Below are 17,166 nucleotides of genomic sequence, written 5' to 3'. Positions count from 1 at the left end.
AACTACAGAAACGGTTTATATATCAGCCGACTTATCTTGGCGGGAAACCAAAAAGGGAGTGTAGCATGTCGGTACAAGTCATAAGTTAGCCTAAACGGAAAGGCTACGACTGAATGGCGAGATATAAAAGATTCATATAAGGAAGAAGGCTAAACTGCTTGAAGAATAGTCCGAGTGGGGTCATGTCTAACCGTCTAGGAAACCGTTTGAAACCTAGAATCTATTCTGTTCAGTGTACTAAATGGATGCAACTGAACATGGACGAACGCTATAAATTGAGGCTGAAATCTAGTTTCTGATTGATGAAAGAATAGACACACTTCAAGATTGAAGAAAAGGATGAACGTTCCTTCCGACAATGAATCGAGCCTGTATACAATATACTAAATGGGGATTACCTAAGTTGGAATGCCATTAGGCTATGTACAAAGGTACTGAATATCCAATATGGTAACGGAGCTCCCGTAGTAGTCCGAGATAGGGAAAACCTATTACACGGCGAAGGGGAGCAGCTTATAACGTATAAAACAATAAAGAAAGGAGCGAAATGCTCTATGCAAAGTTCAGAAATTGTCTTATACAATCTATCGAAACAAGCAATGAAGGACGGTTTTGAATTTGACCGTCTATACAGACATTTATACAACGAAGATTTTTATATAAAAGCCTATACAAAGATATACAAAAACAAAGGTAGTGCAACAAAAGGTATCGACGAAGAAACGGCAGATGGATTTGGTGAAGAAAAAATTCATGGGATTATAGAATCTTTAAAAGATGAAAGTTATCAACCCAAACCTGTACGTCGTATTCATATCCCAAAGAAAAATGGTGATACAAGACCACTTGGTATCCCTACATTTACAGACCGTTTAGTACAAGAAGTATGTCGTATGATTATAGAAGCAATTTATGAGCCGAAATTTTCAAATCATTCTCATGGTTTTAGACCGAAAAGAAGTTGTCATACAGCGTTAGTCGAAATAAAGAAAACCTTTACGGGCGTCAATTGGTTCATTGAAGGAGATATTAAAGGATTTTTCGATAACATCAATCATCAAGTACTAATCAATATTTTGCGAAAACATATTAAGGACGAGAAATTTATTCGTCTCATGTGGAAATTCTTAAAAGCAGGATTCGTGGAAGATTGGCGATTCCAAAAGACTTATAGCGGGACACCACAGGGCGGTATCATTAGTCCATTACTCGCAAATATTTATTTAAATGAATTTGATGAATATGTTGAAAATAAATTAAAACCTTCATTTGATTTAGGTGAGCCAAAGATAGGACGTAAACGAAATACGGAATATCGAAAATATGATATGCGTAATCAGCGTTTGCATAAAAAAATTAATACGACAGAAGACGAAAATTTACGACAACAGATGATTGAAGAATATAAGGCGAATAAGAAAATATTGCTTAATTTACCGTACTATGAACCAAATACCGATACGTATAAAGCAATGGAATACGTGCGTTATGCAGATGATTTTATAGTCGGTGTAAATGGTAGTAAAGAGGATTGTGAACGTTTAAAACAAGCAATGAAAGAGTTTTTGAAAGACCGTTTGCAATTAGAACTATCGGAAGAAAAAACACTCATTACACATAGTACAAAATTTGCAAGATTTTTAAGCTACGATATCTCAATTAGCCATGATTTAAGTGTGGCAAAGGATAAAAACGGTGTGAAAAAACGTAAATATAGAGGATATGTACAACTACGTATTCCAAAAGGGACGATTGAAAAAGTAATTGTCAAAAATAAAATGGTTAAAGATATTGATGCCAAGCAATGGGATATGTTGCATCGGCCAAGACTTGTCGGTTTATCTGATTTAGAAATCATCGAAACATATAATGCGGAATTACGAGGGATTTATAATTATTATGCTTTAGCTGAAAATGTAAATCGAAAAATGTGGCAACTGCGTTATGTAATGGAATATAGCTGTCTGAAAACACTTGCGAATAAATATAAATCCACAGTATCAAAAATGAAGGTTAAGTTTAAACAAGGTAAGTACTGGGGCGTAAAGTATGAAACAAAGCAAGGTGAGAGAATAGCTTACTTTTATAAAGATGGTTTTGAAAAAAAGAAAGAAATCTTTCAATCAGAAATGGACCAACTACCAAATTTGTATGTATATCAAGGCAGAAATGATTTAGAAAAACGACTAAGTGCAAAACAATGCGAATTATGTGGAGATAACCACCCAGATACGAAGTTCGAAATTCATCATGTGAATAAAATTAAGAACTTAAAAGGTAAAGAATACTGGGAATGGACAATGCTCGCCAAGCAACGTAAAACACTAGTTGTATGTATAAAATGTCATAAAGAAATTCATAAACAACGATAGGTTTGTTATAAGTGGAGAGCCGTATACTCTGAGAGGAGTACGTACGGTTCGGGGAGGGGTTCTCTGGAAACCTACTACGGCAATGTAGCAAGGCGCTGGGTTCCTACTCTACTACCGTTTCCGACTCGCTGAACCAACGCTATTTTTAAATAAGTATCTACAATATCAAGACGAACCGACGGATACAGGTATGAAAATTGATTTGAATGCGAACTTCCGAAGCCGGCATGAAGTGTTAGATGGTACGAACTATATCTTCAAGCAAATCATGGGTGAAAAAGTTGGCGAGATTGACTATGACGAAGCAGCGAGTTTAAAACCAGCTGCGCCTTATCCAGCACAAGATACGCCGATTACGGTCGCTGTACTGCATGCGACAGAAGAGGAAGAAGTGGATGAAGAGATTGAGGAATTACGTACTTCACAACGAGAAGCACGCTATATCATCTCGCAAATTCAACAATTAATGAATCGTGAACAGTTGATTTATGATGCCTTCAAAAAAGACGAGCATGGTAATCCTATCAGTCGCCCAATTGAATATCGCGATATTGTCATTTTAATGCGTTCGATGACATGGTCTGCCGATTTTGTAGAGGAATTTAAGTTAGCAGGAATACCGTTATACGCAGAACTATCACGCGGTTATTTCGATGCTATCGAAGTGATGGTCATGATGAATACTTTAAAAGTAATTGACAATCCATACCAAGATATTCCGTTAGCTTCTGTATTACGTGCACCTTTTATCGGTCTAACTGAAAATGAACTAGCTGAAATCCGTCTAGCAGACCGTAAAGCGTCGTTTTATGATGCACTGAAGTCTTTTGTTGGGCAAGGGCAAGCGATGCGTACAGAGGCAGCAGAGAAGCTACAGCGCTTCTTACTATTACTTGAAGATTGGCGGAATTTAGCACGTAGAGGTTCGTTAGCGGACTTAATTTGGAAAGTATATCTTGATACGAATTATTATGAGATGGTTGGTGCGATGGCGAATGGTAAACAACGTCAAGCGAATCTTCGTGCCTTACATGACCGAGCAATTGCTTATGAAAAAACGGCATTTCGTGGGTTATTTCGTTTCCTTCGTTTTATCGACCGTATGCGCTTGAGAGGCGATGATTTAGGAACAGCGAAAGCGATTGGACAATCCGAAAATGTCGTACGTATTATGACCATTCACTCGTCAAAAGGTTTAGAGTTCCCATATGTATTCGCTGCAGGAATGGGGCGACCATTCAACCGTATGGACTTTAATCAATCCTATCTATTTGACCCTGTGTTTGGATTAGCAGTTAAAATGATTGACCCTGAAAAACGAATTGAATATACATCACTACCTTATTTAGCGATGAAAGAGAAAAAAATGCTTGAGATGAAGGCGGAGGAAATGCGTGTTTTATATGTTGCAATGACGCGTGCAAAAGAAAAACTCTATTTAGTTGGTTCAGTAAAAGAGTGGGCGAGTGCGCAAGAGAAGTGGCAAGATGCGCAACTACTCGCACTGGGCGACCCGCTTCCAGAACATCAGCGTGCAAAAGCGAGTAATTATTTTGATTGGATTGGTCCAGCTATTGCAAGACATCCTGATTATTTAGCCGATGTCGAAGAAATGGAACGTACAGCATCACCCGACCATTCACGATTTAAAATAGAGATTGTCGATTGTCAGGATATGACGGTTGCAGTAGAAGAATATGAGGTATTGCCAAAATCTGTAACGGAAGAAAATCAATTTTTCTCTACGCTTATTCATCAACGTCTGGACTATCGCTATCCATTTGAAACATCGACGCGTAAAAAATCGAAAACGTCTGTTTCAGAAATGAAGCGATTGAAGTTGTTAGAAGATCAGGCAGAACCAGAGATGATTTTTGAACCTGTGAAAGAGAAGGTGGAAGTGACGCAAGGTCCACGACCAAAATTCATGCAAGAACAGACGAATATGAGTGGAACTGAAAAAGGAACTGCTGTCCATGCAGTGATGGAGCATGTGCCACAACAAGGTTTTGAAACAGTAGAAGAAATTGAAGTCTTTTTGCAGACACTTGTAAAACGCCAGCTCTTAACAAAGGAAGAAGCACAAGTTGTTGAACCACAAGACCTACTGACGTTCTTTGCGAGTCCAACTGGACAGGAGTTTAAGTCAGCGCCTATTTTAAAAAGAGAATTACCATTCACACGTGCGATTGTTGATGAAGACGGAGATGCACAGATTGTACAAGGGATTATTGATTGTTTATATCAAACGACTTCTGGTGAATGGGTACTGCTCGATTACAAGACGGACCGTCTCACAGCTACAATGCAAACAACAGAAGGATTAGAAGCTGAATTACGTCGACGCTATTCGATTCAGTTACACACATATAAGCAAGCTGTTGAAGAAATTTTAGATATTCAAATTACGCGTACGATGATTTATGCATTCGCTGCACATCATGGGTTTGACGTATAGGAGGAGATAGAAGTTGATGCAACTTGCACCAACGAAACAACGTATTGGCACATTAGATTTATTAAGAGGACTTAGCTTATTTGGGATTTTACTCGTCAATTTATTGGCGTTTAATTTCCCTGTAAACTATGTGTCATTACGTGAGTTTTTAGAACATCCAACTGATTTACAGATGGAAAAATACTTAACGATTTTTGTACAAGGAAGTTTTTACCCTTTATTTGCAGGTTTATTCGGGTATGGTTTACAGATGCAAATGAACAAATCAAAGGAACTTGGTGAATCATTCATTGGTTATGGTTCTAAGCGGCTAAGCTTCCTATTATTGATTGGTTTATTACACGCTTTTTTCATCTGGTATGGTGATATTTTGACAACCTATGCTGTACTTGGTTTTGGTTTATTATTTTTATTAAAGTTAAGACCGATTTTCCAACTACTTATTGCGACTATTTTATTCGGTATTTGCAGTTTGACAGTAACCGTTTTATTTTATATTTCAAGTCAATTTATTTCCGATTCGTCTGAATACACAGATGTAGCAGGTGTGGCACAGTCGATTGAGGCTTATCGTTATGGTGGAGTCATTGAAATCTTTTTCCAACGTCTAAATGATTTATCTTTACAATATTCAATTATGATGTGGATTTCAGCATTCTTTACAATCCTCCCATTCATGCTTGTTGGTGCTGCCGCAAGCCAGTGGCGTTTAATTGAACGAGCAGGAGAACTTAAGAAGCTTTGGTTCGTCTTATGTATTATAGGGTTGTCACTCGGGCTCTATTTAAAAAATCTCATTTATCATGAACCTACTTCGATTTTTTATGAAGGTATTGGTCAAGTGATCGGGGCGCCGATTTTAACGGTAGGCTATGTATCATTAATTGTACTTCTTGGACTCATTCCGTGGGTGCAAATCATTACAAAACCGATTCAAGCAGCAGGTCGTATGTCATTAACAACTTACTTAATGCAATCTGTTATCCAAAGTATTTTATTTTATGGCTTTGGTTTTGGTTTGTATGGCAAGTTAAGTCTGTTACACTTATTCTATATTGCACTCGCAATTTATGCGATTCAGCTCGTTTTTTCAATGATTTGGTTCAAGTACTTTAAACAAGGTCCTGTAGAAGCGCTTTGGAAAAGTGTCACGTATGGAAAGAGATTTGAAAAATAGAGGAAATTTAATAGAAAATAAGGTATTATTGTAAAAAAAGAAGGAGTGCCACTATTCATGAAAATTTTATCATTTCGTTACAACAATGAAATCGGATTTGGTCCGAAAGTAAAAAGAGAAGAAGCAGTTTGGGATGTACTAGCAATTCAAAAATCGTTAAATGTCTTACCTTCGTTTTCTGAAACAATTGTTGAAGGTATGACTTATGGTTTTGAATTTGTAGAGCAAATGCGAAAATTAGTAGAGGCGGCTGAACAATCTCCAAATCCAGCTATTTTCAAACATGCATTTACAAACATCGAATGGCTTGCACCAATTCCACGTACGACAAAGAATATTATTTGCGTAGGGAAAAACTATGATGAGCATGCAAAAGAGATGGGCGCTGATCATGCACCAGAAGATTTAGTTGTATTCACAAAAGCACCAACAGCTATTGCTGCCGATGAGCAAACAATTTCTGTTCATGCAGATGTAACAGATTCACTTGATTACGAAGGTGAATTAGCAGTTGTAATCGGAAAAAAAGGGAAGAACATTCCAGCAGTTTTAGCATTTGACTACGTATTTGGTTATACGATTGCAAATGATATTACAGCACGTGATTTACAAGAACGTCATAAACAATTCTTCTTAGCAAAAAGTCTAGATGAGTCTTGCCCAATGGGACCTTATTTAGTAACGAAAGATGAAATTCCAAATCCACAAAATCTAACAGTAGTTACAAAAGTCAACGATGAAGTACGTCAAAATGGTACAACACGTGACATGATGCATACTGTTGAAGATTTGATTGTAAAAATCTCAAGCATGGTAACATTGGAACCAGGTGATGTGATTTTAACAGGTACGCCAGCAGGAGTTGGTAAAGGTATGACTCCACCAACGTATTTAAAAGCAGGCGATACAGTAAAAGTATCAATCGAAGGAATCGGTACATTAGTAAACCGTTTCGAATAAGATATTATTCAATCTCGACATGCCTCGGCTGTCGAGATTTTTTTGTTATTTGGTCGGGTGACCCATTTTCGCCCTCGAGTGACCCGATTGGACGAGCGAATGTCCCGAATCGAGGAACGAGTGGCCCGAACACTTCCACCAATGGCCCGTTTCGCTGCCCGAATGTCCTAACCTAAGCAATAAGAATTCCTTTTTTACTCAGTTAACTTTTAGCTGAATAAGGGAACAGTAGAAGTAGCATTTGTGCATCTATGCTATTTAGAACGATGTTTTTGTATCTTCTTCCTATATTCGTTTTCTGTGGGTATTTTTGTTTGTATAGTCTGCATCTCTTTGGTAACATGAAAAAGAAATATGACAATTATACGAGGTGAAAAACATGCTTGAATTTTTAGGTTCACAAACTCATTTGCATATTACGACATGGGTTGTAGCACTAATTTTATTCTTTGTTGCAGTTAGTATGCAAAAAGGTTCAAAAGGGCGCAAAATTACACATATGATTTTACGTCTATTCTATATTTTGATTATCGCAACAGGTGTTGCTTTATTCATTACAGCGCTTGATTACGGTCAGGGTATGTTGTACGGATTTAAACTATTATTCGGTTTAGGTGTAATCGCCTTTATGGAATTAGTATTAGTTCGCAGCAATAAAGGTAAATCGACTGGTGGTATGTGGGCAGGTTTTATTATCTGCTTAATCGTTGTACTTGTACTAGGCTTCAAATTGCCAATGGGCTTCCAGTTCTTCTAAAAAACCATCTATAAAAAGTAGTACAGACCGAATTTATGGTTTGTACTACTTTTTTTCGTTAAAGGGGGTAAAGGATAAGAGTGAATAGACTATGAAAGGTGGCAAAGGATAGATGAAAAAAATAAGTTCTTTCATCTTGTCGTTATGTTTACTCTTTTTAATTTCGCCTACCTTTTTTGTAAAAGCTAAGCAGGACATGCACGATGAGAGTATTTATGACATTATTGTTGATCGTTTTGTGGATGGAAATCCAGCAAATAATGGACCGACAAACTTAAAAGAGCCTTTTATGGGTGGCGATTTTGAAGGAGTTCGAACGAAGGCAAGTTATTTTAAAAAATTGCGTTTTTCATATATTTCACTCGGAAGCCTAGCAAAAGCAGAAGACTATCGCGGAAAAAAAGTAGTGGATTATGGTCAACTACAACCTTACTTTGGGACAGAAGCAGATTATCAAAAGATGCGTGAAGCCTTAAATAAAGAGCAAATCAAAGTGATTGCTGATTTTCCGATTAATGGTGTGAGTGAAAAGAATGTATTGATTCCAAAGGGTGAGGAAGCGAGTTGGACGAAGCCTGCGACTGAAAAGGGAACGGTTAATTGGAATTTAGAAAATAAACAAGTGAAAAAAGCTTTGATGAAAGCTGCAGCAGATTATGCTTATCATAATCAAGTGGATGGTATTCGACTTACAGGGATACAAGGTGTAGATCCAACTTTTTTAAATGATTTAATGCTGATTTTAAAAGCAAGTAATCCTGACTTAGTCGTCCTATCTGATGATGACTCAGATGCGAATTTTGATGTGGATTATGATGTAGGAAAGATGAAGGCTTTTCAGGAAGTCTTTAAAAAACCGAATGCAACTGCTACATCGGTTGTGAAAAATATTCGAGAAGATCGTGAAGTTAATCCACGTCTACTCATGATTGATGATGTGAATAATACACGTTTTTCAGAACATACCAAAATATCGAAAGGTGAATCGAGTCCACAGTTGAAATTGGCGCTAACGACCTTATTTACTTTACCAGGGACGCCCATTATGATGTATGGTACTGAAAATGAAATGAGTGGAAAAAATCCACCTGATACACTTGGTATGATGGAATTTAAAGAAAATAATGAGCTAACAGATTACATCAGAAAGCTTCAAAAAATTCGTTCAGATAATCCAGCCTTGCGAAATGGTTCATTCAAGTTATTAAATCATCAAGATGGTTTTGTCGCTTACGAACGATATGATGATAAAAAGAAATGGCTCGTAGTTGTTAATAATACAGATCAGACACAGCAAATGAACCTTTCTGAAAAGGCGATTGGGAAGAATCGAGAATTGGTAAGTTTATTAGATGGAGAAAGAGTCTATGCGAGTCCTAATCAAAAGTATCGTGTCGCATTAGATCGTGAACAGGCAGAAATTTTTGAAATCCAGCCAAGAAAAAGTGTGGATTTTCCGTATCTATCACTGGCGGTTGTAGGGACACTATTTGTATTGCTTATGATTACGATTGTGATTGGTGTTGTGCGAAAAAAGAAGGGGGAAGGAATATAGTGTACCTCTTTAAAAAAGGTTGAGATCTAATGTGTTTATAACACATAGGTCTCAACCGATTTTTGATTTATAGAGCTTCAGGATATAATTCGTTTAAGAAAAAGACAGCGATTGTTCCAGGGCCTGCATGACATGCGATAGTCGAACCAATCACATGTAACTCAACAGCGACAGGGTGGAAGCGTTCGATAATCATTTCCTTCATTTCCTGTGCAGCTGCTAGGTCGTCACCATGACTAATTGCAATGACTTGTTTAGATAGTGTTTCACCACGTTCTTCCATTACGTCTAAAATACGCTTAAACACTTTTTTACGACCACGCATTTTCTCGATTGGAATTAGTTTTCCATCTTCTACGTGAAGGAGTGGTTTAATGCTTAATAATCCACCGATGAAAGCACTTGTTTTAGAAACACGTCCGCCTTTAGCAAGAAAATCTAAGTCTTCTACAGTAAATAAGTGTTCCATATGTTCTGCTTGGAATCGTGTACGTGCTACAACATCTTCAAATGAGTATGCTTGATCGCGTACACGAACCGCTTCTTTTACGACCATACCATAACCAAGTGATGCACATTTTGAATCAATAATTTCGAGTTTTAAATCAGGATAGTTTTCAAGCACCTGTTCACGCATCATGCGAGCAGTGTTGTATGTACCTGAAAGTTCAGAAGAGAATGCGATATATAAACCTTCCTCGCCTGATTTTGCAAGTTCTTCAAAAGCATACAAAAATACTTCAGGTGATACTTGAGAGGTTTTTGGCGATTTGCCATTTCGAATTTCGTCATATACTTTTTGTACATCAATGCCAATGACATCGTCGAATTCTTTGCCATCTAGCTCAACACGTAGTGGAAATAGATGTACATTATTATCTACATAAAAAGATTGTGGTAAATCACATGCGCTATCTGCAAATAGTTTCATGTGCTTACACCTCCTATAATTCATTTAGAGTTTTAGACGTTCACGTAAAATACGCGCGATTCCGTCTTCGTTGTTACTGTCCGTAATCTCATTTGCAATATTTTTTACATCGCCAATCGCATTGCCCATTGCCACGCCAAGACCGGCATATTCAAGCATCTCTAAATCATTATCCTCATCACCAAATGCAATAATATGTTCTTTTGGAATTTGTAAATGCTTTGAAACGATCCCTAAACCAATTGCTTTATGAATACCGCTGCGCACGATTTCGATTACATGGTACGGGTCACCCCAACGACGATGATCAATTACTTCTGCTTTCGTATGTTCTAAAAATTCACGAATGATTGCAACTTCTTGGTCACTCGCATGAAGTAATAAACTTGTTGGATCATCTTTTAGATGCTCTTTAATTTTGCCATATGTCATACGTGGATTACCCATTCCTAAAATCGCAAGAAGTGGATCGTCTTGCTGTTCAACATAAACATCATCCATCACTTCCGCAATGACATTGGCAAGACGGTATTCGTGAAGAGATTCCACAATGTCCGTTGCAGTATGTAATTGAATCGGATTATGTTGTGTTTTAAACTGCGTGTGATGAGGTTGATGAATGTATGCACCGTTGAAATTAACGATTGGTGTATGTAGTCCTAGTTCTTCATAAATATGTTTGCTGGCGCGAAAAGGCCGCCCAGTTGCAATCATTACTTGATGTCCTACTGACTTTGCTTGCAAGATTGTTTCTTTTGTCGTAGGTGATATCACTTTTTCATCCGTTAATAATGTGCCGTCTAAATCAAGCACAATTAAATGAGGCTTCATGAATCGCAAAACTCCTCTCTATCCCGTAATTTTACCCTTATACACCGTATTCCGTCAAAACTTCCTTTCGAAAAGAGTGAATAAGTCATAATAAAAAAGAAAATTGGAAATTGCCAATTTTCTTTTCATATCATCCTACTAATTTGCTTTTTTAGGATTTACAGCGGATACAATTGCACTGAATACGATAATGACACCAAAGAACAACCAAGAATTAATTGAATTATAAAAGAACGCATAAACTATAAGCACTGCACCATATACAAAACTTAAAACAATTAATCTTACAGATTTACCTTTCACTAAAGCGAAAATTCCGAGCACCAAAAAGAAAATACCAACGGCTAAAGCAAAAATCGCTTGGAACCCCATACAATACCTCCTTAAATTGTCTAATGCTTTATAAAATGACCTTTTCCCGATTTTGTTCATTTTTATTCGTCACATAAAATAATTTCTGTTACGATAAGGGTAGAAATGTAAAGGAGTGGACAGGAAATGGAGATTAAAAAAGAACAATGGGGCAATATCCCACTACTACACATCTATGATGAAACGATGGATGCATCAACACCAACCATTCTATTTTTACATGGTTTTGAAAGTGCAAAAGAGCATAATCTACACTATGCCTATAACTATGTGAATAAAGGAATGCGTGTCATCATGCCAGACGCCATGTTACATGGTGATCGTGATGAACATCTCGATCCTGTTCAATTAAGCTTACGATTTTGGGAGATTGTCTTAACGAATATTGAAGAAGTTGAGACGATTTATCATGCACTACAAGACAAAGGAATTATTCAAGAAGGTACAAAAATTGGTCTAAGTGGAACATCGATGGGAGCGATTACGACATTAGGGTGTCTAACTGTCTATCCATGGATTGATGTAGCAGCAGTGATGATGGGTACACCAAACTATGTTGATTTAGCAAAAGCACAAATCGAACAAGTGGAAGCGATGGGATTACCATTACCGCTTTCTGAAGAAGAATTGGCACATTTATACCGCACGCTAGCCTACTTCGAAATTAGTAGCCATCCTGAAAAATTAGCAGGACGACCTGTATTCTTCTGGCATGGTAAAAAAGATCAAATGGTTCCATATGCACCAGCACACGCTTTTTATGAAGCAATGAAAGAACAGTATGCAGATGCTCCTGAGAAGTGGCAACATATGACATCAAAAAGTTCAGGTCATAAAGTAAATCGTAAAGGTATGCTTGCAAACGTGGATTGGTTTGCAGAGTATTTGGCATAAGCCTTAAATTTTGTTATGATTGATTAAACACTATGTAGAAAGGGGTAAACTTTCATGGCAATCGATCAAGATATGAAAGACAGTATCCTAGGCGCACTAGAAAACGTTATTGACCCAGAATTAGGAATTGATATCGTCAATTTAGGTCTTGTTTATGACGTAGATATGAATGATGAAGGTGTCGCAATGGTTACAATGACACTAACATCAATGGGCTGCCCAATGGGACCAATGATTATCGACCAAATTCGTACAGCATTATTTGAATTACCAGAAGTAAAAGATGTAGACGTAAATATTGTTTGGAATCCACCATGGTCAAAAGACAATATGACGCGCTATGCAAAAATGGCTTTAGGCGTACGTTAAGAATAGAATGACCTTTCACATTCGATACTTGAATCGTAAAGGTCATTTTTTTATGATTAAATAAAGATAGGAGAATTAAATTTTTTTTAAATGGATAAACAATTGATTCAAATTGAACGTAAATTCCGACCCGAAATTGAGGGTTTACGTGTTGTTGCAGCACTTCTGGTCGCCACATACCATATTTGGTTTAATCGCGTTTCAGGTGGTGTAGATGTATTCTTCGTAGTCTCTGGATTTTTAATTACAACCTCTATTATTTCAACCATTAATCGTACAGGGACGTTTAAGTTCCTACCCTATATCTCTAAGCTATTAAAACGTTTATTGCCATCCGTATTTTTTATATTGGCAGTCGTTCTTTTACTTAGCTTCTTTTTATTACCGCAAACAATCCTAGATAAGACGATTAAAGAAATTATTGCTTCCATGTTCTATTTTGAAAACTGGCAATTAGCATTTTCAAATACGGATTATCTCGATTCCCAACAAATGAAAACTCCTGTAGAACACTTTTGGGCGATGTCCATTCAAGGTCAATTTTACATAATTTGGTTTATGCTATTTGCATTTATTTTATGGGCGATTAAAAAATATCAAATCACGAATACTCGAAAATTAATTAATTTTATTTTAGGTAGTGTATTCATCGTATCACTTATTTATTCAATTTATTTAACTTCAGTGAACCAACCATTTGCTTATTTCATTACATTTACACGTGTATGGGAATTCTCGTTAGGTGGATTACTCTGTGTAAATCTAGCATACATTCGCATCAATAAAGTAGTCGCCATGATATTAGGATGGCTAGGCTTAATTGGCCTTGTCTTAACAGGTATGTTATTTGATGTATCACAAATGTTCCCAGGATATATTGCACTATGGCCAATGGCTTGTGCGGTCTTTATTATTGTATCTGGAACAGTAACAACTCGTTTTGGTGTGCGTCGTATTTTAGCCTCACCTGTCATGATTAAATTAGGTGGTTTGTCATTCGGTGTTTATCTATGGCACTGGGTTATTCTTTCGTTCTACCACTATAATATTAGCCGAGAGAATCCGAACTTTTTAGAAGGTATGACGATTATTATTGCTTCATTCATCTTATCTTACTTAATGACGCGCTTCATTGAAAAACCGATTCGCGAATCTTCTACGACGCGTCGTGCATTCCGTAGAATCTCATGGATTGGAACGGTGAACCTTATTTTAATTGCTGTTTTAGTGAGTACAAATCTTTTTGCGCAAAATCAACAAGCTAAAAATAAAACTGTTGAAAATTATCCTGGAGCAGTAGCAGCTCTTGGAAAAGTTGAAGTACCAGATGTACCTGCATATCCAACTTTAGCCAATGTATTTAATGATTTACCACAATCGCATATAGATGGTAGTAATCAAACTCAAAAAGAAGCGGATGTAAAAGTTGGTGTCTATGGTAAAAAAGAAGGGTACACAGCTACCATCGCAGTTGTCGGAAGTTCACATTCCGAACAATGGCTAGGTGGCGTATTAAAAGCAGTTGAAGGAACGGATTATCGTGTGCTCAATATTACACGTTCCGCTACTCGTTTTTCAACAGGCTATGATGAAGATGATATTAAGTCTAAGTGGGTTGAAAATACATTAGCCTATATTAAAGAACAGGATATCGATTTAGTAGTAGGGCATGCGACAGCTTCAAATACAGATAAAGAACGTATTCAAGAACATCTTTTAAATCCACTGCGTGAATTAAAGGAAGCGGGTGTCCAAGTTTTAGCATTACGTGATAATCCACGCTATAAATTCAATGTTGTAGAGTCTCTTGATCAAGATGGTGAACAAAAAACGATTGAGAAAATGAATCGTGAACAAAATCAATTAGACGGAGCAGCTTGGACTAAACTTGAAAAGAGCCAAGAGTTTCATACTTTAGATTTAACACAGTATTTCAAAATAGGTGATGAATTCAGGCCGATTATTGGTAATGTGGTTGTCTATCGTGATTATGATCATATTACAAATACGTATGCCGAATCTTTTGCACCGATTTTTGAAAAACAATTTAATGACATCTTAAAGAAATAAAATAGTTAGAAGAGGCTGGGGCAAAATCCCAGTTAAAAGCAAGAGAGCTTCGGCACATGAAAATGCTGAAGCTCTTTTTGGTCTATTTGCGAATTTTCATTTTGGGCGATGCTGTTTCTGCATAAGTCACATCCACACGCCCATACAAAACAAAAACAGCCTTTCTTGTTAAAATTTAAGTATTCTACTACAAAAATTATAAATTAGAGTGATATTTTCTTAGTCTTGAGATAAATACATCCATTTATGATCATCTATTTCGCTTAATACAATATCCGAATCTATATACGTCAACAAGTTATTGAAAAATGGAACTTCATCTAAATCGGGATCATCATATAAATCTTTTTTTACAAACTCATCCATAATAAAAGTAGTGACATCCGTATTATTGACTAATTCTGAGAAAAAAGTCCTTAAAAAATAAGAATCTTCTTCTTCTAGTTTCTCATCACTTATAAATGAAATTTTGAAAACATTTAAAATTTCATTTATATCTTCCTCATCCATATAACATAATGGATCACGTTTTATTTCTTCTTTTGAAAGAGGTCGTCTAGAATCTTCTAGCAAAATGTAACATACCGTATTGCTTTCTTTGAAAAACTTAAAAATTTCTAGATTTTTAAGTTTTAATATTCTCTTAAATAATTTCATAAAATTCTCCTCTTCGAAATTTAATTTTGAATGTAGTAACAACTTTCCACCAGTTAGCCCCATTAATCTTACCTTTTTGAATAGGAACATACCAATCACCATCAACATATGGTTTTTCAACATGATATCGAAAGCTTCAAAACTAATTAATAAAACACCTAAAAAATTTTCTTTGACACATTCTTGATACATTCGAGCGGCATACTCTTATTTGTAAGACAGACAAGCTTGTCACATTCAAATAGGAGGAGTACAACATGAATTTTTTAAAACGAGCCTTTCATAGTATGAAAGTTAAAAAAGGAAGAACAGGGTTATTAACGATTGTCTTTTCAGCAATCTTAATCTTTATTTTAGCAGGCTTAACGATACAGAGTGCCTCACTAAAGGCAACAGAGAATGCGAAGAAAAGTATGGGAGCAACGGTTACGGTGTCAGCGAATATGCAAAAAGCGATGGAGGAAATGCGTTCATCAGAAAAAGAAGGAGAGAAACCAGACCCAAGTGGATTTAAATTAACGCCTATTGATGAAAAAACGATGAACAAGTTGAATGCATTAGATGGTATTGCAACGTCCAATGTGACAAGTTCAACTTCTGCTAACGCAAAATCCTTTGAAGCGATTACGTCAGACGATACGTCAACGGATGAAACTGATACGCAAACAGAAGGTCGAGGTGGCCCAGGCGGTGGTATGGGTGGCATGGCATCTGCAGGGGATTTAAGTATTGCAGGTACGAATACGACAGATACAGTTTCTTCATTTACAAGTGGTACATCGAAAATTGTAGAAGGTGTCGGTATTACAGAAGCAGATGAAAATACAAACCACGCAGTCATTGAGAAGAATCTTGCAGAAGCGAATGATTTAAAAGTCGGTGACAAAATTAAAGTAGAAGATACAGATGAAAAATCACATACATTAGAAGTTGTCGGGATTTATGAATCAACAGAAACAGCAGATGCACGTGCATTGCAAATCGCATCACTTAATCCGTATAACAAAATTTATACATCTTACACATTTGCGAACACATTAAAAGGTTCTGATTATAAAAATACAGCCGATTCAATCGTCTATACATTAGAAAATCCAGAACAGGTGGATGCATTTGTAAAAGCAGCTAAAAAAGCTGGTGTTGATACAGATACGTACACATTACAGACGAACGATCAAGTGTACCAACAAATGATTGAACCGCTTAAAAATGTAGAGAGTTTCGCACAGAAAATTGTGTTATTAGTATCGATTGCAGGAACGATTATTTTAGCGTTAATTGTTATTTTAACGATTCGTGAACGTAAATATGAAATTGGTGTTCTGTTATCGCTTGGTGAGAGTCGTGTGAAAATCATTGCGCAGTTCTTTTCAGAGATGTTAATTGTCTTAATTATGGCGATGGTGATTGCTGGTGTGAGCGGACAGTTCGTTGGCAACATGGTTGGGCAACAACTGTTAGATCAACAAACAACGACACAAACTGCAACAACACAAGATGCAGGACAACAACGAGGCCCTGGTGGTCAAGGTGGTCCAGAACAAGGAGATGCTAATGGTGGTCCACGCGGTGGCGGTGGATTTGGTGGATTCGGCGCAAACAGTGTGGCAGAAGCTGAACAAATTAAAGAACTAGATATCACATTGTCGCTACAAGAACTTGTAGAACTTGGTGGATTCGGTCTTGCGATTAGTTTCTTATCTGTCATTCTCGCATCTATTGGCATTATGCGCATGCAACCGAAAAAAATCTTAATTTCATAA

Annotated in this window: 13 protein-coding genes and 1 pseudogene; 10 read left to right on the top strand and 4 right to left on the bottom strand. The window is 36.8% G+C overall.

Annotated elements, in window-relative coordinates:
- The first annotated feature begins 554 nt into the window (after positions 1–554).
- From ltrA to ASO14_RS11755, 6 genes and pseudogenes are all read left to right on the top strand, one after another.
- On the top strand, positions 555–2,372 hold the full coding sequence (ltrA, locus tag ASO14_RS11780; RefSeq protein WP_068455483.1) for a group II intron reverse transcriptase/maturase: 1,818 nt from the start codon (positions 555–557) through the stop codon (positions 2,370–2,372).
- A gap of 112 nt (positions 2,373–2,484) precedes the next feature.
- Positions 2,485–4,830 (top strand): annotated as a pseudogene (gene addA, locus ASO14_RS11775) (helicase-exonuclease AddAB subunit AddA); the annotation flags it as partial.
- 16 nt (positions 4,831–4,846) lie between these two features.
- On the top strand, positions 4,847–6,007 hold the full coding sequence (locus ASO14_RS11770; RefSeq protein ID WP_068455478.1) for a DUF418 domain-containing protein: 1,161 nt from the start codon (positions 4,847–4,849) through the stop codon (positions 6,005–6,007).
- A gap of 57 nt (positions 6,008–6,064) precedes the next feature.
- Entirely contained in the window at positions 6,065–6,967 is a 903-nt protein-coding gene (locus tag ASO14_RS11765; protein WP_068455475.1) for a fumarylacetoacetate hydrolase family protein, read from the top strand.
- A 379-nt stretch (positions 6,968–7,346) separates the two neighbouring features.
- Complete coding sequence (locus ASO14_RS11760) at positions 7,347–7,724, top strand: YisL family protein (RefSeq protein WP_068455470.1); 378 nt, start codon at positions 7,347–7,349, stop codon at positions 7,722–7,724.
- A 112-nt stretch (positions 7,725–7,836) separates the two neighbouring features.
- The gene (locus ASO14_RS11755; RefSeq protein WP_068455467.1) at positions 7,837–9,279 is read left to right on the top strand and encodes an alpha-amylase family glycosyl hydrolase; all 1,443 of its coding nucleotides are present in this window, start codon (positions 7,837–7,839) and stop codon (positions 9,277–9,279) included.
- 67 nt (positions 9,280–9,346) lie between these two features.
- Here the strand turns inward: ASO14_RS11755 and ASO14_RS11750 are convergent, their stop codons facing one another.
- The 3 genes from ASO14_RS11750 to ASO14_RS11740 all read right to left on the bottom strand — a co-directional run bounded on the left by ASO14_RS11750 (position 9,347) and on the right by ASO14_RS11740 (position 11,413).
- A complete protein-coding gene (locus ASO14_RS11750; protein ID WP_068455464.1) occupies positions 9,347–10,210 on the bottom strand; it encodes a DegV family protein in 864 nt (287 codons plus the stop codon).
- Positions 10,211–10,234: 24 nt separating this feature from the next.
- Positions 10,235–11,041, bottom strand: a complete 807-nt coding sequence (locus ASO14_RS11745) for a Cof-type HAD-IIB family hydrolase (protein ID WP_068455461.1) — start codon at positions 11,039–11,041, stop codon at positions 10,235–10,237.
- A gap of 138 nt (positions 11,042–11,179) precedes the next feature.
- Entirely contained in the window at positions 11,180–11,413 is a 234-nt protein-coding gene (locus tag ASO14_RS11740) for a hypothetical protein (RefSeq protein WP_068455459.1), read from the bottom strand.
- A 126-nt stretch (positions 11,414–11,539) separates the two neighbouring features.
- Between ASO14_RS11740 and ASO14_RS11735 the strand changes: the two genes are divergently transcribed.
- From ASO14_RS11735 to ASO14_RS11725, 3 genes are all read left to right on the top strand, one after another.
- Positions 11,540–12,307, top strand: a complete 768-nt coding sequence (locus tag ASO14_RS11735) for a prolyl oligopeptidase family serine peptidase (protein WP_068455457.1) — start codon at positions 11,540–11,542, stop codon at positions 12,305–12,307.
- A 60-nt stretch (positions 12,308–12,367) separates the two neighbouring features.
- Positions 12,368–12,676 (top strand): metal-sulfur cluster assembly factor, encoded by a 309-nt coding sequence (locus ASO14_RS11730; protein WP_068457542.1) that lies wholly within the window; start codon positions 12,368–12,370, stop codon positions 12,674–12,676.
- Positions 12,677–12,778: 102 nt separating this feature from the next.
- Entirely contained in the window at positions 12,779–14,746 is a 1,968-nt protein-coding gene (locus ASO14_RS11725; RefSeq protein ID WP_335339052.1) for an acyltransferase family protein, read from the top strand.
- Between the two features lie 219 nt (positions 14,747–14,965).
- On the opposite strand, the gene ASO14_RS11720 is transcribed toward ASO14_RS11725, so the two are convergent.
- Positions 14,966–15,595, bottom strand: a complete 630-nt coding sequence (locus tag ASO14_RS11720) for a hypothetical protein (RefSeq protein ID WP_231726955.1) — start codon at positions 15,593–15,595, stop codon at positions 14,966–14,968.
- A gap of 65 nt (positions 15,596–15,660) precedes the next feature.
- Between ASO14_RS11720 and ASO14_RS11715 the strand changes: the two genes are divergently transcribed.
- Complete coding sequence (locus ASO14_RS11715; protein ID WP_068455453.1) at positions 15,661–17,166, top strand: ABC transporter permease; 1,506 nt, start codon at positions 15,661–15,663, stop codon at positions 17,164–17,166.

Source organism: Kurthia sp. 11kri321 (assembly GCF_001534765.1).
GTDB lineage: Bacteria > Bacillota > Bacilli > Bacillales_A > Planococcaceae > Kurthia > Kurthia gibsonii.
Note: the sequence above shows the minus strand (reverse complement) of the source record. Positions and strands in the feature narration are given on the sequence as shown.